The sequence below is a fragment of the Geodermatophilus poikilotrophus genome (assembly GCF_900111455.1).
In the GTDB taxonomy this organism is placed as follows: domain Bacteria; phylum Actinomycetota; class Actinomycetes; order Mycobacteriales; family Geodermatophilaceae; genus Geodermatophilus; species Geodermatophilus poikilotrophus.
This window is the reverse complement of record NZ_FOIE01000003.1, coordinates 302,574-322,673: the sequence shown is the minus strand read 5'-3', so window position 1 is coordinate 322,673 and position 20,100 is coordinate 302,574. Positions and strand designations below refer to the sequence as shown.

General features: G+C 75.1%; 22 protein-coding genes. 8 read left to right on the top strand and 14 right to left on the bottom strand.

Annotation, left to right across the window (positions count from 1 at the left end; translation table 11 throughout):
* Window position 1 precedes the first annotated feature (1 nt).
* Window positions 2–361, bottom strand: a complete 360-nt coding sequence (locus BMW27_RS09025; RefSeq protein ID WP_091442562.1) for a hypothetical protein — start codon at window positions 359–361, stop codon at window positions 2–4.
* A 119-nt stretch (window positions 362–480) separates the two neighbouring features.
* Between BMW27_RS09025 and BMW27_RS09020 the strand changes: the two genes are divergently transcribed.
* Together BMW27_RS09020 and BMW27_RS09010 are read left to right on the top strand one after the other, a co-directional pair.
* A complete protein-coding gene (locus BMW27_RS09020) occupies window positions 481–1,035 on the top strand; it encodes a dihydrofolate reductase family protein (RefSeq protein ID WP_091442559.1) in 555 nt (184 codons plus the stop codon).
* Window positions 1,036–1,677: 642 nt separating this feature from the next.
* Window positions 1,678–1,905, top strand: coding sequence for a hypothetical protein (locus tag BMW27_RS09010; protein WP_091442557.1), 228 nt, complete (start codon window positions 1,678–1,680; stop codon window positions 1,903–1,905).
* 2 nt (window positions 1,906–1,907) lie between these two features.
* On the opposite strand, the gene rraA is transcribed toward BMW27_RS09010, so the two are convergent.
* The 5 genes from rraA to BMW27_RS08985 are packed head-to-tail and all read right to left on the bottom strand — an operon-like array spanning window position 1,908 to window position 5,738.
* The gene (rraA, locus tag BMW27_RS09005; RefSeq protein ID WP_091442553.1) at window positions 1,908–2,402 is read right to left on the bottom strand and encodes a ribonuclease E activity regulator RraA; all 495 of its coding nucleotides are present in this window, start codon (window positions 2,400–2,402) and stop codon (window positions 1,908–1,910) included.
* 60 nt (window positions 2,403–2,462) lie between these two features.
* The gene (locus BMW27_RS09000) at window positions 2,463–3,548 is read right to left on the bottom strand and encodes an isocitrate/isopropylmalate dehydrogenase family protein (RefSeq protein WP_091442550.1); all 1,086 of its coding nucleotides are present in this window, start codon (window positions 3,546–3,548) and stop codon (window positions 2,463–2,465) included.
* A gap of 23 nt (window positions 3,549–3,571) precedes the next feature.
* Window positions 3,572–4,984, bottom strand: a complete 1,413-nt coding sequence (locus BMW27_RS08995) for an NAD-dependent succinate-semialdehyde dehydrogenase (RefSeq protein ID WP_091442545.1) — start codon at window positions 4,982–4,984, stop codon at window positions 3,572–3,574.
* The gene (locus BMW27_RS08990; protein ID WP_091442542.1) at window positions 4,981–5,427 is read right to left on the bottom strand and encodes a cupin domain-containing protein; all 447 of its coding nucleotides are present in this window, start codon (window positions 5,425–5,427) and stop codon (window positions 4,981–4,983) included. Before BMW27_RS08990 ends, BMW27_RS08995 begins: the two co-directional genes overlap by 4 nt.
* The gene (locus BMW27_RS08985; protein WP_245743408.1) at window positions 5,424–5,738 is read right to left on the bottom strand and encodes a putative quinol monooxygenase; all 315 of its coding nucleotides are present in this window, start codon (window positions 5,736–5,738) and stop codon (window positions 5,424–5,426) included. Before BMW27_RS08985 ends, BMW27_RS08990 begins: the two co-directional genes overlap by 4 nt.
* Before the next feature lie 65 nt (window positions 5,739–5,803).
* Here BMW27_RS08985 and BMW27_RS08980 point away from each other — a divergent pair, with 65 nt between their 5' ends.
* Window positions 5,804–6,865 (top strand): Ldh family oxidoreductase, encoded by a 1,062-nt coding sequence (locus tag BMW27_RS08980; protein WP_091442539.1) that lies wholly within the window; start codon window positions 5,804–5,806, stop codon window positions 6,863–6,865.
* Window positions 6,862–7,578, top strand: a complete 717-nt coding sequence (locus BMW27_RS08975) for a GntR family transcriptional regulator (protein WP_091442536.1) — start codon at window positions 6,862–6,864, stop codon at window positions 7,576–7,578. Before BMW27_RS08980 ends, BMW27_RS08975 begins: the two co-directional genes overlap by 4 nt.
* A 138-nt stretch (window positions 7,579–7,716) precedes the next feature.
* Here the strand turns inward: BMW27_RS08975 and BMW27_RS08970 are convergent, their stop codons facing one another.
* From BMW27_RS08970 to BMW27_RS08960, 3 genes are all read right to left on the bottom strand, one after another.
* On the bottom strand, window positions 7,717–8,112 hold the full coding sequence (locus BMW27_RS08970; protein ID WP_091442533.1) for a universal stress protein: 396 nt from the start codon (window positions 8,110–8,112) through the stop codon (window positions 7,717–7,719).
* A gap of 80 nt (window positions 8,113–8,192) precedes the next feature.
* Window positions 8,193–8,891: a response regulator gene (locus BMW27_RS08965; protein ID WP_091442530.1), complete on the bottom strand. Its 699-nt coding sequence runs from the start codon at window positions 8,889–8,891 to the stop codon at window positions 8,193–8,195.
* On the bottom strand, window positions 8,888–10,492 hold the full coding sequence (locus BMW27_RS08960) for a sensor histidine kinase (RefSeq protein WP_091442526.1): 1,605 nt from the start codon (window positions 10,490–10,492) through the stop codon (window positions 8,888–8,890). The genes BMW27_RS08965 and BMW27_RS08960 overlap by 4 nt, the downstream gene beginning before the upstream one ends.
* Window positions 10,493–10,779: 287 nt before the next feature.
* Between BMW27_RS08960 and BMW27_RS08955 the strand changes: the two genes are divergently transcribed.
* From BMW27_RS08955 to BMW27_RS08945, 3 genes are read left to right on the top strand one after another with little or no spacing between them, the layout of a single operon-like run.
* The gene (locus BMW27_RS08955; protein ID WP_091442523.1) at window positions 10,780–11,787 is read left to right on the top strand and encodes a Bug family tripartite tricarboxylate transporter substrate binding protein; all 1,008 of its coding nucleotides are present in this window, start codon (window positions 10,780–10,782) and stop codon (window positions 11,785–11,787) included.
* Complete coding sequence (locus BMW27_RS08950; protein WP_091442521.1) at window positions 11,784–12,296, top strand: tripartite tricarboxylate transporter TctB family protein; 513 nt, start codon at window positions 11,784–11,786, stop codon at window positions 12,294–12,296. The genes BMW27_RS08955 and BMW27_RS08950 overlap by 4 nt, the downstream gene beginning before the upstream one ends.
* Window positions 12,296–13,912 (top strand): tripartite tricarboxylate transporter permease, encoded by a 1,617-nt coding sequence (locus tag BMW27_RS08945; protein WP_091442518.1) that lies wholly within the window; start codon window positions 12,296–12,298, stop codon window positions 13,910–13,912. Before BMW27_RS08950 ends, BMW27_RS08945 begins: the two co-directional genes overlap by 1 nt.
* A gap of 229 nt (window positions 13,913–14,141) precedes the next feature.
* Here the strand turns inward: BMW27_RS08945 and eutC are convergent, their stop codons facing one another.
* The 3 genes from eutC to eat are packed head-to-tail and all read right to left on the bottom strand — an operon-like array spanning window position 14,142 to window position 17,772.
* Window positions 14,142–14,897: an ethanolamine ammonia-lyase subunit EutC gene (gene eutC, locus BMW27_RS08940; RefSeq protein WP_091442515.1), complete on the bottom strand. Its 756-nt coding sequence runs from the start codon at window positions 14,895–14,897 to the stop codon at window positions 14,142–14,144.
* Entirely contained in the window at window positions 14,894–16,306 is a 1,413-nt protein-coding gene (locus BMW27_RS08935) for an ethanolamine ammonia-lyase subunit EutB (protein ID WP_091442512.1), read from the bottom strand. Before BMW27_RS08935 ends, eutC begins: the two co-directional genes overlap by 4 nt.
* Window positions 16,303–17,772, bottom strand: coding sequence for an ethanolamine permease (eat, locus tag BMW27_RS08930; RefSeq protein ID WP_175486439.1), 1,470 nt, complete (start codon window positions 17,770–17,772; stop codon window positions 16,303–16,305). The genes BMW27_RS08935 and eat overlap by 4 nt, the downstream gene beginning before the upstream one ends.
* A gap of 200 nt (window positions 17,773–17,972) precedes the next feature.
* Here eat and BMW27_RS08925 point away from each other — a divergent pair, with 200 nt between their 5' ends.
* Complete coding sequence (locus BMW27_RS08925; protein ID WP_139206861.1) at window positions 17,973–18,698, top strand: GAF and ANTAR domain-containing protein; 726 nt, start codon at window positions 17,973–17,975, stop codon at window positions 18,696–18,698.
* A gap of 10 nt (window positions 18,699–18,708) precedes the next feature.
* Here BMW27_RS08925 and BMW27_RS08920 read toward each other — a convergent pair whose 3' ends face one another.
* Together BMW27_RS08920 and BMW27_RS08915 are read right to left on the bottom strand one after the other, a co-directional pair.
* Window positions 18,709–19,608: an SDR family NAD(P)-dependent oxidoreductase gene (locus BMW27_RS08920; RefSeq protein ID WP_091442504.1), complete on the bottom strand. Its 900-nt coding sequence runs from the start codon at window positions 19,606–19,608 to the stop codon at window positions 18,709–18,711.
* An 89-nt stretch (window positions 19,609–19,697) separates the two neighbouring features.
* Window positions 19,698–20,090, bottom strand: coding sequence for a hypothetical protein (locus BMW27_RS08915; protein WP_091442500.1), 393 nt, complete (start codon window positions 20,088–20,090; stop codon window positions 19,698–19,700).
* Window positions 20,091–20,100: the final 10 nt, after the last annotated feature.

Below are 20,100 nucleotides of genomic sequence, written 5' to 3'. Positions count from 1 at the left end.
CTCAGGCGGCGCCGCGCAGCCGGACGGGACCGCCCGGCCGGACCCGCTGCACCTCGAAGCCGGGGCAGCCGGGCAGCGCCGGGTCGATGACGACCGGCACGCCGGCGGGCTCTCCGAGCAGGCCGTGATCGGTCAGGGCCACCCGCGCGGCCGGGTCGAGCTCGGCGAGCAGGCGGTCGTGGAGCTCGGGCCGGACGCGGATCTGGCGGGGCGGGGCCAGGCCCGGCGCCCAGGCGAGGGCGAGGACGTCCCGGGCGGCGTCCGGCCGGGCCCAGTGCTGGGAGCGCGCGGTACCGGGCGACGGCTGGGGCGGGACGCGGCGGTCGACGACCGGTCGGGTGCTCGTGACGGCCTCGGACATGATGGCCTCCTGGCGGTTCCCCCCGTGGGTCCTTGCCTATCGCAGAGGGCTGACACTTCCCGGCTGATACCGGGAGCCCGAACCCCTGCTCCGCCGACACCGTCGGGCACGCTGCCGGCATGGACGCGCCCTTCACCGGTTCGGTGTTCCTCGGCATGAGCGTCGACGGGTTCATCGCCCGGCCCGACGGCGACCTCGCGTGGCTCACCGGCGGGGACGACGCCGGCGGCGCTCCCGACGACGGCGAGGGCGGCGACTTCGGCTTCGCCGAGTTCGTCGCCGGCATCGACGCGCTGGTCATGGGCCGCGGCACCTACGAGGTGATCGCGCCGCTGGCCGAGTGGCCGTACCAGGGCAAGCCGGTGCACGTGATCAGCACGACGCTCGAGCCCGACCCCCGCACCACCCTGCACCGCTCCTTCGACGAGGCCGTCGCCGCGCTGACGACGGCCGGGTACCGCCGCGTCTACGTCGACGGCGGCCGGACGGTGCACGACTTCCTCGCCGCCGGGCTGGTCGGCGACCTGACGCTCTCCCGCGTGCCGGTGCTCATCGGGGAGGGCCACACGCCGTTCGGGCCGCTGCCGGCCGACGTGCTGCTCGAGCACGTGCGCACGCGGACCTTCCCCGGCGGGATGGTGCAGACGACCTACCGGGTGCGCCGGGAGGGCTGAGCCGCCGGGACGTCGACCGGGATCTCCGGCCCAGCCGCGCTCCCCGGAGCAGCTGCAGGTCGTCGCCGGACCAGAAGCTGCCCGGGTCGTAGGCGTTGCGCGGACGGCGGCCGTCGAGCAGGCCCATGGCGGTGTAGGTCGAGGCCACCAGCTCGGCGCAGTACACCGTCTCCGCCGACGTCCCCCGGCGCAGCCGCCCGGTGAGCCAGCCGCGCGCCAGCCCCGGCGTGGTGGGGAACGGCCGGCCGTCGAGGCGGGCGATCGTCCGCAGGACGGCGTCCTCCATGTCCGGGGTCACGCCGCCGTCGTCGGCCGGGCCGACCAACTGCCGCAGCCAGGCCCGCTGCCCGTAGCGCTGCCGCCAGGTGCGGACGGCGTCGGCGAGGTCGTGCAGCTGGACGCCGCGCTGGTGCTGCCCGGTCCACACGTCGGGCAGCGAGCGGCCGAGCTCGGCGTGCCAGAGCAGCGGCGGCAGGTCCTCCAGGACGACGGCCATGCCGACGTGGTTGACCGGGGCGTTGGTGAGCGTCCGGATCGCCCGGTCGGCCACCGAGCCGCCGCGGAAGACCCACACGTCGCCGGTGCGCGTGAGGTCGACCGCCTCGTCCAGGCTCAGGCTGGGCACGGCGATACCGTGGGTCCGTGCGCCTGTGGAAGCTGCTCGGCCTGGCCGGTCTGGCCGGCGTCGCGGCGACCGGGGCGGTGCTGGCCCGGGGAGAGCGGCAGCGCCGGGTGCACACCCCGGAGGAGGTCCGCGCCCGGCTGCGGGAGCGGCACGCCGCGCTGGCCGACGTCCCGGAGCCGGGGACGACCGCGGAGCTGGTCTCCGGGCGCGCGCACCGGGTGGCCCGCCTGCTGCGCCGTCGCTGACCTCACCTCTCCGGCGCCGCGGGCAGGACGACGACGCCGTCCCGGTCGGCGCACAGCCACTCCCCCTCGCGGAACACCACACCCGCGAAGACGACCGGCCGGCCCGCCTGACCGGAGTGCAGCCCGCGCTCGCTCTTGCGGGGGTGGGCCGCAAGAGCGCGGACCCCGATCGGCTGCTCGGCCAGCTCGTCGGCGTCCCGGATGCAGCCGTACACGACGATCCCGGCCCAGCCGTTGGTCGCCGCGGCGACGGCCAGGTTGCCGCCGACCAGCCCGCAGCGCCGCGATCCGCCGCCGTCGACGACCAGCACCCGGCCCTCCCCGGGCCCCTCGACCGCCTGCTTGACCAGGGTGTTGTCCTCGAACACCTTGAGCGTGGTGACCGGCCCGCAGAAGGCGGCGCGGCCGCCGAAGGCCTGGAACACCGGCTCGCACACCTGCGCCTCCGGGTGGGCGTCGCAGACATCGGTGGTGGCGGGCACCCGCGGTTCGGTCATGGTGCGGAGGCTAGGGCCTGGCGCTGCGGGGAGGCAGCGCGAGAGGTGCTCACGACGCCCTCACGCCCCGGCCGCGGTGCGCTCGACGACGGCGTCGGTGAACTCGCCGGTCGAGGCCCAGCCGCCCAGGTCGCGGGTGCTCACACCGGCGCGCACGGCGGCGCGGACGCCGTCCTCGACCCGGACTGCGGCGTCGGTGAGGCGGCGGTCGCCGTGCCGGGTGCCGAGCCAGTCCAGCAGCATCCCCGCGGACAGGACCATCGCGATCGGGTTGGCCAGCCCCTCCCCGGCGATGTCGGGCGCCGACCCGTGCGCGGCCTGCGCCATGGCCCGGTCGTCCGAGGCGTTGACCGACGGCGCGATGCCGAGCGACCCGGCCAGTTCACCGGCCATGTCGGAGAGGATGTCGCCGAACATGTTCTCCGCGACCACGACGTCGAAGGCGGACGCACGACGCAGCAGGTGCACCGTCATCGCGTCGATGTGGAAGTCGTCGACCGCCACGTCCGGGAACTGCTCGGCCACCTCGAGGCAGACCCGCTTGAACAGGCCCGAGCTCAGCTGCAGCACGTTGGCCTTGTGCACGATCGTGAGCTTGTTCCGCCGGCGCCGGGCCAGCTCGAACGCGGCCCGGGCGATGCGCTCGACGGCCGGACGGGTGAAGACCCCCATCGCGATGGCGACATCGGGCGTCGGCATGTACTCGCCGGTGCCCGCGTGGGTGTTCCGGTCGGCGTAGAAGCCCTCGGTGTTCTCCCGGACGATCACCAGGTCGGTCTCGGGGGCGATCGCGCGCCCGCCCTCGAAGGCGCGGGCCGGGCGGATGTTGGCGTACAGGTCGAAGTGCTTGCGCAGCGTGCCGCTCGGGTTCAGCTGCGACCGGAACGGCTCGGGGTACGCGGCGCTGTCGTGCGGTCCGAGCAGCCAGCCGTCGAGGCCGGCCAGCGCCGCCAGCGTCGTGTCCGGGATGGCGCTGCCGTGCGTGTCGATGGCCGAGGCGCCCAGCGGCAGCTCCTGCCACTCGACCGGATCGGCGCCCGCGGCGGCGAGTGCGGCGTCGACCACCCGCACGGATGCGGGGACGATCTCCGGGCCGATGCCGTCGCCGAGCATCACGCCCAGGCGGTAGCGGTGGGTGGTGGTCATGGCTCTCCTCGGAGGATGGCGTGTCACTCGCTGACGGGGGCGGTGGCGGCGGGCTCGTCGAGGACCCACCAGGTGCGGACGTTGACGAACTCGCGGATGCCGGCCGCGGCCAGCTCGCGGCCGTAGCCGCTGGCGCGGGTGCCGCCGAAGGGCATCCGCGCATCGGAGGCGACCAGGGCGTTGACGAAGGCGGCGCCGGAGCGGATCCGACGGGCGACGGCGACGCCGCGCTCGGGGTCCGTCGTCCAGACGCTGGCGCCGAGGCCGAAGCGGGTGTCGTTGGCGATGCGCACGGCGTCGTCCTCGTCCCGCGCCACCATGACCGCGGCCACCGGGCCGAAGACCTCCTCGTCGTACGCCGGGACCCCCGGGACGACGTCGCCCAGCACGGTCGGGGCGTAGAAGCACCCCGGGCCGGGCAGCGGGCGGCCGCCGGTGAGCAGCCGCGCCCCGGCCGCGACCGAGGCCTCCACCTGGCGGTGCACGCCGTCCCGCAGGTCCGCGCGGGCCATCGGCCCGACGTGGGTGCCGGGCGCCTCCGGGTCGCCGACGACGAGGGCCTCGACCTCGGCCACGAGCAGCCGGGTGAACTCCTCGGCGACCGACGCGTCGACGACCAGCCGCTTCGGCGAGATGCAGCTCTGCCCGGCGTTCACCAGCCGGCCGCGCGCCGCCAGGGCGGCCACCCGCGGCAGGTCGGCATCGGCGAGGACCACGAACGGGTCCGAACCGCCGAGCTCCAGCACCGACTTCTTGATCGCGTCGCCCGCAGCGGCGCCGACCGCCCGGCCGGCCCGCTCGCTGCCGGTGATCGTGACCGCGCCGACTCGCGGGTCCGCGATCAGCCGCTGCGTCACGGCGGGGACGTCGGCCTCGGCGACGACCAGCGCACCGAACAGGCCCTCCGGTCCACCCGCCGCGGTCACGATCCGCTGCACCGCCACGGCGCACCCGGTGGTGTTCGGCGAGTGCTTGAGCAGCGCGGCATTGCCCGCCATGAGCGCGGGTGCGGCGAAGCGCAGCACCTGCCAGAGCGGGAAGTTCCACGGCATGACGGCGAGCACGACGCCGACCGGCTCGTGGGAGATCCAGCTGCGGTCGGCCGACGTCGCCACCGGCTCGTCGGCGAGGAGGGCCGCGGCGTTGTCGGCGTACCAGTCGCAGGTGGTCGCGCACTTCTCCACCTCGGCCCGCGCCTCGACCAGCGGCTTGCCCATCTCGCGGGTGACGAGCAGGGCCAGGTCGTCGATCTCCCCGCGGAGGATCGCGGCGACGCGGCGCAGCACGACGGCCCGCTCGCCGATGGGCAGCGCCGCCCACTCCTGCTGCGCCGCGGCGGCGCGGTGCAGGGCCGCGTCGACCTCGGCATCGCTGAGGACGGCGTACTCGGCCAGCGGCTCGCCGGTCGCCGGGTTGGTGGTGACGAGGGCGCTCATGCCTGCTCCCCGGACGAGGGCACGGCCCCACGGTCGCTCTCGGACAGGTGCTCGAACGTCTCGCCGGTGGCGGTGATGGTCCGGGTGACGTCGCGGCCGCCGTAGACCCAGTAGATGGTCATCGTCCCCTCGCCGCGGTTGCGGAAGCAGTGCGGGACGCCCGCCGGCACCCAGGTCGCCTGGCCGGCGACGAGGTCGAACTCGTCGTCGCCGACGACCGCCGTCGCCTCGCCCTCGTACACCAGCACCGACTCCTCGACGTTGTGCGAGTGCAGCGGGATGCCGGTGCCGGGCGCGAAGACCGTCATCCCGGTCGTGACCAGGTTCGACTCGCAGTTCCACTTCCCGACGAACGGGATGGTGACGACGCCGCTGCCGCGGTCGAAGCGCTGGATCTCCTCCGGGCGCAGGACCATCGACGGCGGGACGGGCTGGGTGCTCATGCGGACTCCTCGGAGGTGTGGGTGACCAGCAGCTCGCCGGGGGTGTTGACCTGCCTCGCGAGAACCTGCTCGGCGATCTGGCGCCACCGCGCGAAGTGCGGGGACGCCTTGTGGGCGGCGAACGCCTCGGCGTCGGTGAAGAGCTCGTAGAGCACGAACCGGTCCGGGTCGTCGGCGACGGAGCAGACGTCGAACCGCAGGCACCCCGGCTCGTCCCGGACCGACGCCTCGGCGTTGGCAGCCATGCCGGTGAGGAACTCCTCGCGCCGGCCGGGCCGCACTTCCATCTGGACCACCAGGCTGAACACCATCGACCTCCGACGTTGTGTGTGCAAGACTGTATACAGGTCAGCACACAACCGCTGAGGAGGCAAGGGTGACAGCGGAACGGATCGAGCCGGAGTTCCTGAGGGCGTTCGGCACCGGGGTCCTGACGGCGCTCGGGGTGCCCCGGGTCGACGCGGCGCTGGTCGCCGACTCCCTCGTCCAGGCCGACCTCTGGGGCCACCAGTCGCACGGCCTGCTCCGGCTGCCATGGTACGCCGCCCGCCTCCGCTCCGGCGCGGTGCGTGCGGTCCCCGACCCGGCGGTGCTCTCCGACACCGGCCCCTTGGTGCTGCTCGACGGCCGGGACGGCATCGGCCAGGTGCTCACCGAACGGGCGCGGCGGCTGGCCGTGGAGCGGGCCCGCACCCACGGCGTCGGTGTCGTCGGCGTCCGGAACTCCAACCACTTCGGCACGGCCATGTACTTCACCCGACGCGCCGCGCAGGACGGGTGCGTCGCCGTCCTCACCACCAACGCCAGCCCGGCGATGGCACCCTGGGGCGGACGCGAGAAGCGCGTGGGCACCAACCCGTGGTCGATCGCCGCACCCGGGCCCGACGGCACGGTGCTCGCCCTCGACATCGCGAACACCGCGGTCGCCCGCGGCAAGATCCACCTGGCGAAGAACCGCGGCGAGCCCATCCCGGAGACCTGGGCGCTCACCGCCGACGGCGCACCGACGACCGATCCGGAGGAGGGGGTGCTGGGCGTGCTGCTGCCGATGGCCGGCCACAAGGGCTACGCGATCGCGTTCATGATGGACGTGCTCTCCGGCGCCCTGACCGGCAGTGCCGTCGGCACCGGTGTGCACGGCCCGTACGAGCCGGACGCCCGCAGCGGCTGTGGGCACCTGTTCCTGGCCCTGGACCCCGACGCCTTCGGCGACCGCGCCGGGTACGAGGCGCGGGTGCGGCAGCTGGTCGACGAGGTGAGGTCCGTCCCGACGGCCCAGGGCTTCGACGAGGTCCTCCACCCCGGCGAGGTGGAGGACCGGGCCGAGGCGGCGAACCTGGCGGCCGGCGGCGTCGTCCTCGCCCGGGACTCGCTCGCCGGGCTGCGCCGGCTGGGCCACGAGGTCGGCGTGCCGTTCCCCGCGGGGAGGCGGGGATGACGGCGGGCAGCCGCGCCGGGGAGACCGAGGAGGTCAGCAAGGCCGACCAGGTCCACCGGCAGCTGCGGACCGAGATCGAGCTCGGTGAACTGGCACCGGGGACGCCGCTGTCGGAGCTCTCGCTGGTCGCGCGCACCGGGGCCTCGCGGACGCCGGTGCGCGAGGCGCTGCGCCGGCTGGCCGCCGAGGGGCTGGTCGACCTGGTGCCGAGGCAGGGCGCCCGCGTCTCGCGGGTGTCGGCGCGCAGCGTCCGCGACCTGTTCGAGTTCCGCTCGCTGCTGGAACCGGCTGCCGTCCGGCAGGCGACCGAGGCCGCGACCGCCGACCCCGCGCTGCACCGGACCTTCGCCGAGCTGCGCGAGGCCATCGCGGGCGTCCTGGAGCGCGACCCGTCGACGGCGCGGTCCCGGTCGTTCTACGAGCTGGCCGACCGCTTCGACTGGACGGTCATCCGGGCGACCCGCAACGAGCACCTGCGCCGCACCATCGCCGAGCTGCGGCCGCACACCGCGCGGCTGCGCAACCTCTCCCACCTGGACCCGCGGCGGGTCGAGGTGTCCGTCGGGGAGCACCTCGCCGTCTGCGACGCCCTGCTCGCCGGGGACGCCGAGGGTGCGGCGACCGCCCTCGCCGGGCACCTGGCGCGGAGCCTGGAGACGATCTTCCGCAACCTGGCCCACGGCCCCGGCGAGGGCGTCGACCTGCTGGGCTGAAGGCGCCCGCTCGGACCCCCTGCAGATGCCGCAGCGGCCCGGTCCCGGGTCCCACCCCGAGCCTGGTGACGTGCTGGTACGGCCCCCTGCAGGGGCCCGCCGCGAGCTGGCGAGCGGTGGGGAGCAGGGGGTCCTTCTTCAGTAGGTGGCCTTGACCGCCAGCACCGGGCAGTGGGCATCGAGCAGGATCCGCTGCGCCTGGCTGCCGGTGATCAGCTTCCCGGTGGGCGTGCGGCGGCGCATGCCGATGACGATCAGGCTGGCCTTGACGCGTTCGGCGGCTTCCACGACCTCGTCCGCGGCGTCGTGACCGGCCACCCGCTGGTCGATCTCGTAGACCACCCCGGTCGCGTCGAGCTTCTCCCGGACCTGGTCCAGCACCCGCTCCGAGGCGAACCGGGGGTCGGCCAGGACGTCACCGCGGGCGCTGTTGACGACGTGCAACGGCTGCTCGCGCAGCGAGGCCTCGGCGATGGCGGCGGCGAGGGCGGCCTCGCCCTCGGGGGTGGGGACGTAGCCCACGACGATGGTCATGGCCGGAGCCTAAGCAGGAGGCAGCGGCACCGCCGCGTTGCGCCCGTAGCGGTCGTTGCGGTCGTTGCGTACCCGGCCGCTCACCCGGCGCGGTGGCCGCCCCCGCGCCGGGTGAACCGCCGCTCCGGCCGGCCCGCGGTGCCGTAGCGCTGCCGGACGTCGGCCTCCTCCAGGGTCACCAGCTGCTCCAGGTAGCGGCGGGCGCTCACCCGCGCCAGGCCGGTGCGCTCGCTGCACTGGGTGGCCGAGAGCCCCTCCTCCCCGGCGTCCCGCAGCGCCTCGCGGACCAGCTGCAGCGTCTCCGGCGCGATCCCCTTCGGCGTGGGGGCCGCCGGGCGCGGTCCGCTGCGCGCGCCGGCGAACAGCCGGTCGACGTCGGCCTGCCCGGCCTCCTGCAGCACGGCGAGCTCGCTGCGCAGCGCGGCGTACTCCCGCAGCCGGGCCTCGAAGGTCTGCCGGTCGAACGGCTTGACCAGGTAGGACAGGACGCCGCCGTGCAGCGCGCTGCGGATGCTCTCGACGTCTCGCGCGGCGCTGATGACCACGACGTCGACCGGGACGGCGTCCGCCCGCAGCCGGCGCAGCACCTCCAGCCCGGTCATGTCCGGCAGGTAGACGTCGAGCAGCACGAGGTCCGGCTGCAGCCGGGCGACCTGGGCGAGTGCCTCCGCGCCGCTGGACGCGGTGCCCGCCACCTCGAACCCGTCGAGGGCCGCGACGAACCCGGCGTGGACCTTGGCGACCATGAAGTCGTCGTCCACGATCAGCACCCGGGTCATGCGTCCACCAGTGCGGGGCCGGCCGGGAGCCGGGCGGTGAACACCGAGCCGTCCGCGGAGCTGGCGGTCACGCTCCCGCCGCGGCGGGTGCACACCAGGTGCACCAGGGACAGCCCGATCCCCCGGCCGCCCGGGGCGGCTGCGTCGTGGGGGGCGGAGCCCTTCGTCGAGACGCCGCGCCGGAACACCTCGGCCTCCATCCCGGCCGGGACGCCGGGACCGGAGTCGCGGACCACGACGTCGACCTCGTCGTCGACCAGCCCCAGGCCCACCTCGACCCAGCGCTGCGCCGCGTCCGAGGCGGCGTCCATGGCGTTGTCGACCAGGTTGCCCACCACGGTCGCGACGTCCGTGCTGAGCTCGGGGGCGAGCACGGGCAGCGCGGAGTCCGGTGCGATGCGCAGGTCGACGCCCCGCTCGGCCGCCTGGCTGGCCTTGGCGACCAGCAGCGCGGCGATCGCCGGGTCGCGCACGGCGGCGGTGACCGCGCTGCCGAACTCCGACCGGCTGGTGCTGATCCGGTGCACGAACCGCACCGCCTCCTCCGCCTCCCCCAGCTCGATGAGCCCCGCGATGGTGTGCAGCCGGTTGTCGAACTCGTGCGCCTGGGCCCGCAGCGTGTCGGCGACGTGCCGGTTCAGGTCGAGCTCGCGGCGCAGCTCGAGCAGCTCGGTGCGGTCGCGCAGGGTGGCCACCGACCCGATGGGCCGGCCGCGGCTGGTCAGCGGCAGCCGGTTCACCACGAGCACCCGGCCGGCGGTGCCCACGGCCCGGTCCCGCTCGACGCCCGTGGTGAGCAGCGCCTCGGCCACCTCCGCGGCAACCCCGAGCTCGTCGAGGGTGCGGCCGAGCGCGTCGCCGGGGATCCGCAGCAGCCGGACGGCCTCGTCGTTCACCAGCGTCACGCGGCCGTGCAGGTCCAGTCCCACGACGCCCTCGCGGATGCCGTGCAGCATGGCGTCGCGGTGCTCCACCAGGCCGGCGATCTCGGCCGGCTCCAGCCCCAGCGTCTGCCGCTTCACCCGGCGCGCCACCAGCAGCGACCCGCCGATGCCCAGCACGCTGGCCAGGCCCAGGTAGGTGAGCAGGTTCGGCGCGGCCGCCTCCAGGCTCCCCAGGACGCCCGGGTAGGTCCGCTGCACCGCGACCAGGCCGAGCACGCGGTCCCCGCGCGCGGAGTAGACCGGCGCCATGGCGACCGCGGCGTGACCGCCGGGCAGCTCGACGTCCCCCACCCACGACCGCCCCTCCAGCACCCGGCTGGCGCCGAGGTCCAGCGGCCGGCCGAGCAGCTCGGGGTCGGCGCTGGCGAGGACGGTCCGGTCGGCCCCCGCGACGACGACGTCGGCGGACCCGGAGGTGCTGCGGCTCTCCTCCGCGGTGATGCCGATGTACTCCACTCGGCCCAGCTCCAGCGCCGCGCGGGTGGCCCGGCTGTTGGCCAGCGTCTCGGCGATCTCCACCGCGCGGCGGCCCTCCACCTCCTCGGCCCCCTGCATCGACTGGGCGACGGTGACGGCCGCGACGCCGACGAGCACGACGCAGACGACGACCACCTGCAGCACGAGCAGCTGGCCGGCGAGCGTCAGCCGCCGGGTCACGGGACCTCCTCGCCGGCGCTCGTCGCCCCCGTGCCCCGGGGTGCTGCGCCCGTGCGTGACCTCGCGAGCTCGGTCACGAGACCTCCTCGCCGGCGCTCGCGAGCTCGGTCACGAGCCCTCCTGACTGGTCGGGGACGTGGCACGCCATTGAACTCCCGGCCGGCGCCCGGGCGGCCGGGCACACAACGACCACAACGCCCAATGCGCACGCAAGCGTGACACGCGCCACGGGCGTTGCGACCTTGCTTGCGAGCGGCGGACGTCCGCCGGACACACAGGAGGAACCCATGCGCAATGCTTCCCTGCGGAAGCTCACCGTCGGCACCGTGGCCGCCGGGCTGCTGCTGACCGGGTGCGGCACCACCGCCGAGGGCGGCTCTGCCTCCGGCGGCGGCACCCAGGAGGGCCCGGTCTCCGGCCTGCGGGTGCTGGTCCCGAACTCGCCCGGCAGCGGCTACGACACCACCGCCCGCGCCCTGGCCCAGGTCGCCGAGGAGGAGGAGCTGGCCCAGACGATCGAGGTGTTCAACCTCGAGGGCGCCGGCGGCACCGTCGGCCTGCAGCGCCTGGTCAACGAGACCGGCAACGCCGACATGCTCATGCAGATGGGCCTGGGCGTGGTGGGCGCGCAGTACAGCAACCAGTCCGAGGCCACCCTCGAGCAGACCACGCCGATCGCGCGGCTCATCGAGGAGGCCGAGGCGATCGTCGTCCCGGCGGACTCGCCGTTCCAGAACATCGACGACCTGGTCGCCGCCTGGAAGGCCGACCCGGGCAACACGCCCGTCGGCGGCGCGTCCAACCCCGGCGGCCCGGACCACCTGACCCCGATGCTGCTGGCGCAGCAGGTCGGCGTGACGCCGACCTCGGTCAACTACGTGGCCTACGACGGCGGCGGCGAGCTGCTCGCCGGCATCCTCGGCGGCGACGTGGCCTTCGCCGCGACCGGCATCGGCGAGGTCACCGAGCCGGCCGCCTCCGGTGACGTCCGCATCCTCGCGGTCACCAGCGAGGCGCCGGTCGAGGGCGTCGACGCGCCGACCCTCACCGAGTCCGGCGTGGACCTGACGTTCACCAACTGGCGCGGCATCGTGGCGGCCCCGGACATCACCGCCGAGGAGGCCCAGCGGCACATCGACCTGATCACCCAGGTCCACGACAGCGAGGCCTGGCAGCAGGTGCTCGAGGACCAGGGCTGGACCGACTCCTTCGCCACCGGTGACGAGTTCGGCTCCTTCCTCGACGAGGAGAGCCGGCGGGTCGAGGGCGTGCTGAGCGAGCTGGGCCTGACGTGACCTCTGCCCCCAGGGGCAGCGCCCAGGACCAGGGCCGCTCCGAGTACGGAGTGGCCCTGTTCCTGGCGGCGCTCGGCCTCCTCGTCATCGTGCAGGCTCTCCTCCTGCCGGAGAGCCGGATCGTCCGCGGGCCGGTCGGGCCCGCCGTCGTCCCCCTCGTCGTTGGCGGCCTGCTGGTCGTCGTCGGGGTCGTCCTGGCCATCGACGTGAAGCGCGGCGGCCGCGGCGAGCCCGAGGGCGGCGAGGACGTCGAGCTCACCGGCGGCACCGACTGGACGACGATCGCGATGCTCGCCGCCGCGTTCCTGGCCAACGCGCTGCTGATCGAGAGCCTCGGCTGGGTGTTCTCCGGTGCGATCCTGTTCTGGGGATCGGCGTTCGCCCTCGGCAGCCGCCACTACGTGCGGGACGCCGTGATCGCCTTCGCCCTGTCGATCGGCTCCTTCTACCTGTTCGCCCTCGGGCTCGGCATCGTGCTGCCCCCGGGCATCCTGAGGGGGATCCTCTGATGGACGCGTTCGGCTCCCTCCTCGAGGGCTTCGGCACCGCCCTGACGCCGACCAACGTGGCGTTCGCACTGCTGGGCGTGCTGCTCGGCACCGCGATCGGCGTCCTGCCCGGCATCGGCCCGGCCATGGCGGTGGCCCTGCTGCTGCCGCTGACCCGCGGTCTGGACGTCACCACCGCGCTCATCATGTTCGCCGGCATCTACTACGGCGGCATGTACGGCGGGTCCACGACGTCGATCCTGCTGAACACCCCGGGTGAGAGCGCCTCGGTGGTCACCGCCATCGAGGGCAACAAGATGGCCCGGTCCGGCCGCGCGGCGCAGGCCCTGGCCACCGCGGCGATCGGCTCGTTCGTCGCCGGGACCATCGCCACGCTGCTGCTGGCCCTGGTGGCCCCCCTGGTCGCCGACCTCGCCGTGGAGGTCTCGCCCGCCGACATGTTCGCGATCATGGTGCTGGCGTTCATCGCGGTCACCTCGGTGCTCGGCAGCTCCCGGGTGCGCGGCCTTGCCTCGCTCGGGCTCGGCCTGGCCATCGGGCTGATCGGCATCGACGCCACCTCCGGCCAGCAGCGGCTCACCTTCGGCATCGGCGAGCTCGCCGACGGCATCGACATCGTCGTCGTCGCGGTCGGCCTGTTCGCCGTCGGTGAGGCGCTGTGGACCGCGGCCCACCTGCGCCGCCGCCCGGTCGAGGTCATCCCGGTGGGCAACCCGCGGATGAGCCGGTCGGACTGGCGCCGCTCGTGGAAGCCGTGGCTGCGCGGCACCGCGATCGGGTTCCCCTTCGGCGCCGTCCCGGCCGGTGGGGCCGAGGTCCCGACGTTCCTCTCCTACGTCACCGAGAAGCGGCTGTCCCGGCACCCCGAGGAGTTCGGCACGGGCGCCATCGAGGGCGTCGCCGGGCCGGAGGCCACCAACAACGCCTCGGCCGCGGGCGGGCTCGTGCCGCTGCTGACCCTGGGCATCCCGGTGACGGCCACCGCGGCGGTCCTGCTCGCCGCCATCGAGAGCTACGGCATCCAGCCCGGGCCGCAGCTGTTCGACAGCGAGCCGGAGCTGGTGTGGGGCCTCATCGCCAGCCTCTTCATCGGCAACACGGCGCTGCTGGTGCTGAACCTGCCACTGGCGCCGCTGTGGGCGCGTCTGCTGCGGATCCCGCGCACGTACCTGTACGCGGGCATCCTCTTCTTCGCCAGCCTGGGCGCGTACGCGACGAACGCCAACGTGTTCGACCTGTTCATGCTGCTGGTCATCGGCGCGCTCGGCTTCATGATGCGCCGCTTCGGGCTGCCCCTGCTGCCGGCCATCGTCGGCGTGATCCTCGGGCCGTTCGCCGAGGCGGAGCTGCGGCAGGCGCTGCAGATCAGCAACGGGGCGATCGGCGGGCTGATCGACCCGCTGTCCGTCGTCGTGTACGTGATCGTGGCGCTGGTCCTGCTGTGGCCGCTGGTCCGTCTCCTGCTGCCGACGAAGGGAGTGCACGTCCCCGTGCTCGACGAGGCGGTGCACGAGATCGAGGAGGCGCACCACCACCACGGGACGACCGACGCGATCTCGGTCGAGGCGCAGGCGAAGCGGCGGTTCGACCGGTCGCAGGACTCCGACAGCAGCTGAGGGACGACGCCCGGAGGGGGCGGGGAGGCCGAGTGCCTCCCCGCCCCCTCCGGCGTTCCGCGTGCTGACCCGGCCGGACCCGCCCCGGGACGGAGGGCGACCGCCACACCCGGCCGCTGCCGCTCCCCTTCCCCGGCGGGACGGCCGAGTCGACACTGCATGCGCCCGCCGGTGTCGCCGAGCGTCGTTCTGGGTCGTCCGCTCGGCGACGCCGACGCGGTCCGTGCCCTCAGCCCGCACCGGCGGGCAGCGCCGGGCCCTCGTCCTTGAGCACCACGCCGGAGGCGCCGAGCTCGCGCGCGGCCCCGAGCAGCGCGGCCACCGTGTCGGCGGCCTGCGGGTAGGACAGCCCGTGCGGGGGGCGGACGTTGGAGACGCAGTTGCGCTCGGAGTCCACCCGCCCGGGCCGCGGGCCCCAGGTCAGGTAGACGCCGAGCGAGTCCGCCGACGACAGCCCCGGCCGCTCGCCGATCAGCACGACGACGGCCCGGGCGCCCAGGGCCTCCCCCACCGCGTCGCCCAGTGCGACCCGCGCCTGGTGCGCCAGCACCAGCGGCGCGACGGTCCAGCCGGGCAGCCGCTCCAGCAGCGCGGTCACCAGCCCGGCGGCGTGCTCGTGCACCGCACGCGGAGAGAGCCCGTCGGCGACCACGACGGCGAGGTCGGCGTCGCCACGCGGCAGCTCCGTGCCCTCCGCGAGCTGCCGGCCGAGGTCGGGCCGCTGCAGGTAGGTGGCCCGGTCAGGGGCAGCCGAGTGCACCTCGACGAGCTCGACGCCCGGCAGCTGGGCGCGGACGAGCGCCGGGTCCAGCGGCTGGTGCACCGCGTCGCGGGCGGCGGCGTGCGCGGCCCGGAACTCCAGCTCGCGGGCGGTCGGCAGCGCGTCGCCGGCCCGGCCGAGCGCGACCCGGGCGCGGGTGGCCGCGCGGAGCACCGCCCACGGGTCGTCGCCGGGCGGCAGCGGCGCGTCCAGGGCCGAGCTCATGCCGACGCCGCCGCGAGCAGGGCGCGGGCGGCGGGCGCGTCGGCGGTCAGCTCGCGCACCCGGCCGGCGTCGTCGAGCAGGTCCATCCGGGCCAGCCACGCCTCGAACTCCGGGGCCGGCCGCAGCCCCAGCACCGAGCGGGTGGTCAGCACGTCGGAGAACGCCAGCGACTGGTAGTGCAGCATCACGTCGTCCATCCCGGGGACGGCGATGAGGAACGTGCAGCCCGCCGCGCCCAGCAGCAGCATCAGCGCGTCCATGTCGTCCTCGTCGACCTCGGCGTGGTTCGTGTAGCAGACGTCCACGCCCATCGGCAGGCCGAGCAGCTTGCCGCAGAAGTGGTCCTCGAGCCCCGCGCGCAGCACCTGCTTGCCGTCGTAGAGGTACTCCGGGCCGATGAAGCCGACGACGGTGTTGACGATCAGCGGGTCGAAGTGCCGGGCGACGGCGTAGGCGCGGGCCTCCAGCGTCTGCTGGTCGACCGGCCGGCCGCCGATGCCGCGGTGGGCGTCGGCCGACAGCGCCGAGCCCTGCCCGGTCTCGAAGTAGGTGACGTTCGACCCGACCGTGCCGCGGCCCAGCGCCAGCGCCCCGGCGCGGGCCTCGGCGAGCAGGTCGAGGGTGACGCCGAAGCCGCGGTTGGCCGGCTGGGTGCCGGCGACCGACTGGAACACCAGGTCGACCGGGGCGCCGGCCTCCAGCGCGCGCAGCGTGGTGGTCACGTGCGCCAGCACGCAGGACTGCGTCGGGATGCCGTAGCGGCCGATCACCTCGTCGACCAGCTGGAGCAGCGCGACCGTGCGGGCCGGGGAGTCGGTGGCCGGGTTGATGCCGATGACGGCGTCCCCGCAGCCCTGCAGCAGCCCGTCGACGATGGACGCCGTGACGCCCAGCGGGTCGTCGGTCGGGTGGTTGGGCTGCAGCCGCGAGGCCAGCCGCCCGGGCAGGCCGAGGGTGCTCCGCAGCCCGGTGACCACCCGGGTGCGCCGGCCGACGGCGACCAGGTCGGCGTTGCGCATCAGCTTCGACGTGGCCGCGACCATCTCCGGCGTCAGGCCGGGGGCCAGGTCGCTGATCGCCGCCTCGTCGCCCGCGGCGGCCCAGGCCAGCAGCCGGTCCCGGAACTCCCCCACCGTGAGCGACGCGACCGGCGCGAAGGCGACCGGGTCGTGGGTGTCCAGCACCAGCCGGGTGACGTCGTCCTCGTCGTAGCCGACCACCTGCTCGTCGAGGAAGGTGGCCAGCGGCAGGTCGGCGAGCACCGTCTGCGCGGCCACCCGCTCGGCGGCCGACTCCGCGGCGCAGCCGGCCAGCACGTCGCCGGAGCGCAGCGGGGTCGCCTTGGCCATCAGCTCGACCAGGGTCGGGAACTCGTAGGTGTGCCCGCCGACCGTGCCGACGCGTCTCACCGGACGTCCTCCTCCGCGTCGGCCAGCAGCTCGAACTCCTCCTCCGGCGCGGAGGCCACCAGGTGGTGGCGGCTGTAGAGCGCGAAGTACGCGAGGAAGGCGGCGTACGCCGCGAGCGTCCACAGCGCGGCGGTGACGTCGACGAGAAAGGTGGCCACCACCGCGGCGGCCGCGAGCACCAGCGCGACGCCGGTCGTCGCCGTCCCGCCCGGCGTCCGGTACGGACGCGGCAGGTCCGGCTCGCGGCGGCGCAGCACGATGTGGCTGACCATCATCAGCACGTAGGACACCGTCGCCCCGAAGACGGCCATGTTGAGCAGCATCGCGCCCTGGCCGGTCAGCGACAGCATGAAGCCGATCGCGCCCGGGACGAGCAGCGCCAGCACCGGCGCCCTGCGGCCGTTGGTCACCGAGAGGGCGCGCGGCAGGTAGCCGGCGCGGGAGAGCGCGAAGGTCTGCCGCGAGTACGCGTAGATGATCGAGAAGAAGCTGGCCACCAGCCCGAACAGCCCGGCGTAGTTGACCACCCGGGTGAGGGCGTCCGGTGCGCCGGCGCCGGCCAGCGCGTCGACCGGCGGGTTGCCCGATGCGGCGATCGCCGACGACCCCGCCGCGCCCGGGGTGAACACCAGCATGAGGACGGCGAGGACGACGAGGACGCCCATCGCGGCGACGATCCCCCGCGGCATGGACCGGGCCGGGTCCCGGGCCTCCTCGGCGGCCAGCGGGACGCTCTCGACGGCGAGGAAGAACCAGATGGCGAACGGGAACGCCGCCCAGACGCCGATCAGCCCGTACGGCAGGAACGCCGAGGCGCCGGCGGCGTCGGTGGGCGCGATGTCGAGCAGGTTGCCGGCCTCGAACCGCGGGACGGCGCCGACGAGGAAGACCACCAGCCCGGCGAGCGCCACGACGGTGACGGCGAACATCGCCTTGAGCGCCTCGCCGACGCCCATCAGGTGGATCCCGATGAACAGCGCGTAGACGACCAGGTAGACCCACCAGCCGTCGGTGATGCCGAAGAGCCCGAGGGACTCGACGTAGGCGCCGATGAACGTGGCGATCGCGGCCGGCGCGATCGCGTACTCGATGAGCACGGCGACGCCGGTGGCGTAACCGCCCCACGGGCCCAGCGCGCGCCGGGCGAAGGTGTAGCCGCCGCCGGCGGTCGGCAGCGCGGAGCCCAGCTCGGCCAGCCCGAACACCATCGCGGTGTACATGACCGCCATGAGCACGGTGGCGATCAGCAGCCCGCCGAACCCGCCCTCCGCCAGGCCGAAGTTCCACCCGGCGTAGTCGCCAGAGATGACCGCCGAGACGCCGAGACCGGCCAGCAGCAGCCAGCCCGCCGTCCCGGATCGCAGCCGGCGCCGCTCGAGGTAGCCGGTGTCGACCCGCTCCGCCTCGACGCCGGCGTGCGCAGCGGTCCGGGCCGGGGTGGATCGGGCGGTGGGATCGGCGGTCACGGGCACCTCCGGGACGAGCCCGCCGGAGGCGGGGAGGGCCAGCCTGGTCCGGCGTCCCGGCCGGGTCAACGGGCTGGGCCGGCGGCAACACCCTGTTCACAGCGCCGTTCGCGGGGAGTCTCCCCGCGCCGCCGGTGCGTGCTGGATACTCGACCGGCCGGACACGACCGGACGGGGCACCACACGGAGGACGGGCGGCAGTGACGCCGAGGCTGGGCACGGGGTCGGACGGCGGCGAGCTGCTCGCCCTGCTGGCGTCCGGGGGCGACCTCAGGTCGTTCCTGGGCGACCTGGTGCACCTCGCCGGGCGACAGGTCCCCGGCGCCGTGGCATGCGGACTGACCCTCACCCGCGACAGCACCGGGGTGACGGTGGCGAGCACCGGGCCGCTGGCCCAGCGGGCCGACGAGCGGCAGTACGAGGTGGACACCGGCCCGTGCCTGGAGTCGATGCGCACGGGCACCGTCGTCCGCGTCGACGACATGTCCACCGAGGACCGCTGGACCCCCTACCCGGCGCGAGCCGCGGAGCTCGGCGTCCGGTCCTCGCTGTCGCTGCCGCTGGTGGTCGAGGGCCGCAACAGCGGTGCGCTGAACCTCTACGCCACCGAGCCCCGGGTGTTCAGCGCCGACCACGAGGCCACCGCCGCGGACTGGGCGCAGCAGGCCACCGGTGCGCTCGCGGTGGCGCTGCGGATCGCCGACAGCGACGAGCGCACCGAGTCCCTGCTCGGCGGCCTGGACACCCGGGCCACCATCGGCCAGGCGGTCGGCCTGCTCATGGCGCAGGAGCGGTGCACGGCCGACCGGGCCTTCGACCTGCTGCGTATCGCTTCCCAGCGGCGCAACGTCAAGCTCCGCGACGTCGCCGCCGGCGTGGTGACCGCGTTCGAGGAGGGCCTGGCCGACCGGCGCGAGCGCTGGTGACCGGGAACGCTCAGACGCCGCGCCAGCGGCCGTCCCTGGCGTTGCGCTCCGTCCGGGAGGCGAAGACGTTGCCCTCGCTGGGCGGTGCACCGTCCCCGGCCAGGGCGAACACCCGGAACAGCGGCCCGACCAGCGCGTCGTAGACGGCCGGGAGCAGCCGGAAGCCGGCGATGACCACCGGGTTGGCGATCCCCGACTGCACCAGCCGCCGCGGCCGGTCCAGCCGCGCCACCACTGCGCGCGCCACCCGTTCCGCCGAGTACACGGGGGGCGGCGGCCGGCCGGTGCTGCCGGCCCACGTGGCTCCCTGGTAGTAGATCGGGGTGTTGACCCCGCCGGGGGCGACCGCCGAGACGTGCACCCCCGGCGCGTCCCGCGTCTCCTGCTGCAGCGTGCGGACCAGCCCGAGCTGACCCCACTTCGCCGCCGCGTAGGTGCCCATGAGGGGCGCGGTCACCGACGCCAGCAGCGAGCTGACGACGACCAGGTGCCCGGCGCCCTGGCGGCGGAACACCGGCAGCGCGCTGCGGGCGACGTTGGCGGTGCCGTGCAGGGAGGTGTCGACGACGGCCTCGAAGACCTCGCGGGGCACGTCCTCGATGCGGCCGTAGGCCATCGTCTGCGCGGAGTGGACGACGGCGTCGAGGCGGCCGAGGCGCTCGACGGCGGTCTCGACCGCCCGCTGCACGGCGTCGGCGTCGGCGACGTCGGCCGGGCAGACCAGGACGTCGGCGGCGCCCTTCTCGCGGGCCTCGGCGGCGGTCTCCTCCAGCGCATCGCGGCCCCGGGCGACGAGCACCAGCCGGGCGCCGCGGGCGGCGAGGGTGTGCACCGTGGCCCGGCCGATCCCGCTGGAGGCTCCGGTGATCAGGGCGGTCGGGGGGCGAGACGGCGGGACGGCGGGCGGCATGCGGATCCTCGTGCTCGGGAGGGGTGCGGACGCGCGCGCAGGTCTCGATCTCGCGTCGGTGGAGTCGCTCTACCCTCGCGCCCTCCGGGTCATGCGGGCAGCACCTCGTACAGCCAACCGGGGCCGGTGACGGTGGCGCCGTCCGGCAGCCGCGCGCGCAGGCCGCGGTCGGCGGTGACCACCAGCACCCGCCGACCCTCCGCCGCGAGCCGGCCGGCGTAGGAGGCGAGCGCGTCGTCCCCGCTGCCGGGAGCGCGCACCAGCGTGACGCCCTCCGGCGCGCGGACCGTCGACGCCGCCCCCTCGACGACCGCGACGACCTCGCCGAGGAGCAGCCGCCCGCCCCCGGGCGCGGGCACGATGCGGCCCGGCAGCGCGGTCAGCCGGGCCAGCAGCCGGGACGTCGCTGCCGGCCGGTCGCGCCACCAGCCGTCGGGCCGGGCGCCGACCACGTTCGCGGCGTCCACCAGCACCACGACCACCGCTCCTCCT

Excerpts from the sequence above, each read along its gene's own strand:
- BMW27_RS09025 (WP_091442562.1), bottom strand. The coding sequence starts at position 361 with ATGTCCGAGGCCGTCACGAGCACCCGACCGGTCGTCGACCGCCGCGTC.
- BMW27_RS09020 (WP_091442559.1), top strand. The coding sequence starts at position 481 with ATGGACGCGCCCTTCACCGGTTCGGTGTTCCTCGGCATGAGCGTCGAC.
- rraA (WP_091442553.1), bottom strand. The coding sequence starts at position 2,402 with ATGACCGAACCGCGGGTGCCCGCCACCACCGATGTCTGCGACGCCCAC.
- BMW27_RS09000 (WP_091442550.1), bottom strand. The coding sequence starts at position 3,548 with ATGACCACCACCCACCGCTACCGCCTGGGCGTGATGCTCGGCGACGGC.
- BMW27_RS08995 (WP_091442545.1), bottom strand. The coding sequence starts at position 4,984 with ATGAGCGCCCTCGTCACCACCAACCCGGCGACCGGCGAGCCGCTGGCC.
- BMW27_RS08990 (WP_091442542.1), bottom strand. The coding sequence starts at position 5,427 with ATGAGCACCCAGCCCGTCCCGCCGTCGATGGTCCTGCGCCCGGAGGAG.
- BMW27_RS08985 (WP_245743408.1), bottom strand. The coding sequence starts at position 5,738 with ATGGTGTTCAGCCTGGTGGTCCAGATGGAAGTGCGGCCCGGCCGGCGC.
- BMW27_RS08975 (WP_091442536.1), top strand. The coding sequence starts at position 6,862 with ATGACGGCGGGCAGCCGCGCCGGGGAGACCGAGGAGGTCAGCAAGGCC.
- BMW27_RS08970 (WP_091442533.1), bottom strand. The coding sequence starts at position 8,112 with ATGACCATCGTCGTGGGCTACGTCCCCACCCCCGAGGGCGAGGCCGCC.
- BMW27_RS08965 (WP_091442530.1), bottom strand. The coding sequence starts at position 8,891 with ATGACCCGGGTGCTGATCGTGGACGACGACTTCATGGTCGCCAAGGTC.
- BMW27_RS08955 (WP_091442523.1), top strand. The coding sequence starts at position 10,780 with ATGCGCAATGCTTCCCTGCGGAAGCTCACCGTCGGCACCGTGGCCGCC.
- BMW27_RS08945 (WP_091442518.1), top strand. The coding sequence starts at position 12,296 with ATGGACGCGTTCGGCTCCCTCCTCGAGGGCTTCGGCACCGCCCTGACG.
- eutC (WP_091442515.1), bottom strand. The coding sequence starts at position 14,897 with ATGAGCTCGGCCCTGGACGCGCCGCTGCCGCCCGGCGACGACCCGTGG.
- BMW27_RS08920 (WP_091442504.1), bottom strand. The coding sequence starts at position 19,608 with ATGCCGCCCGCCGTCCCGCCGTCTCGCCCCCCGACCGCCCTGATCACC.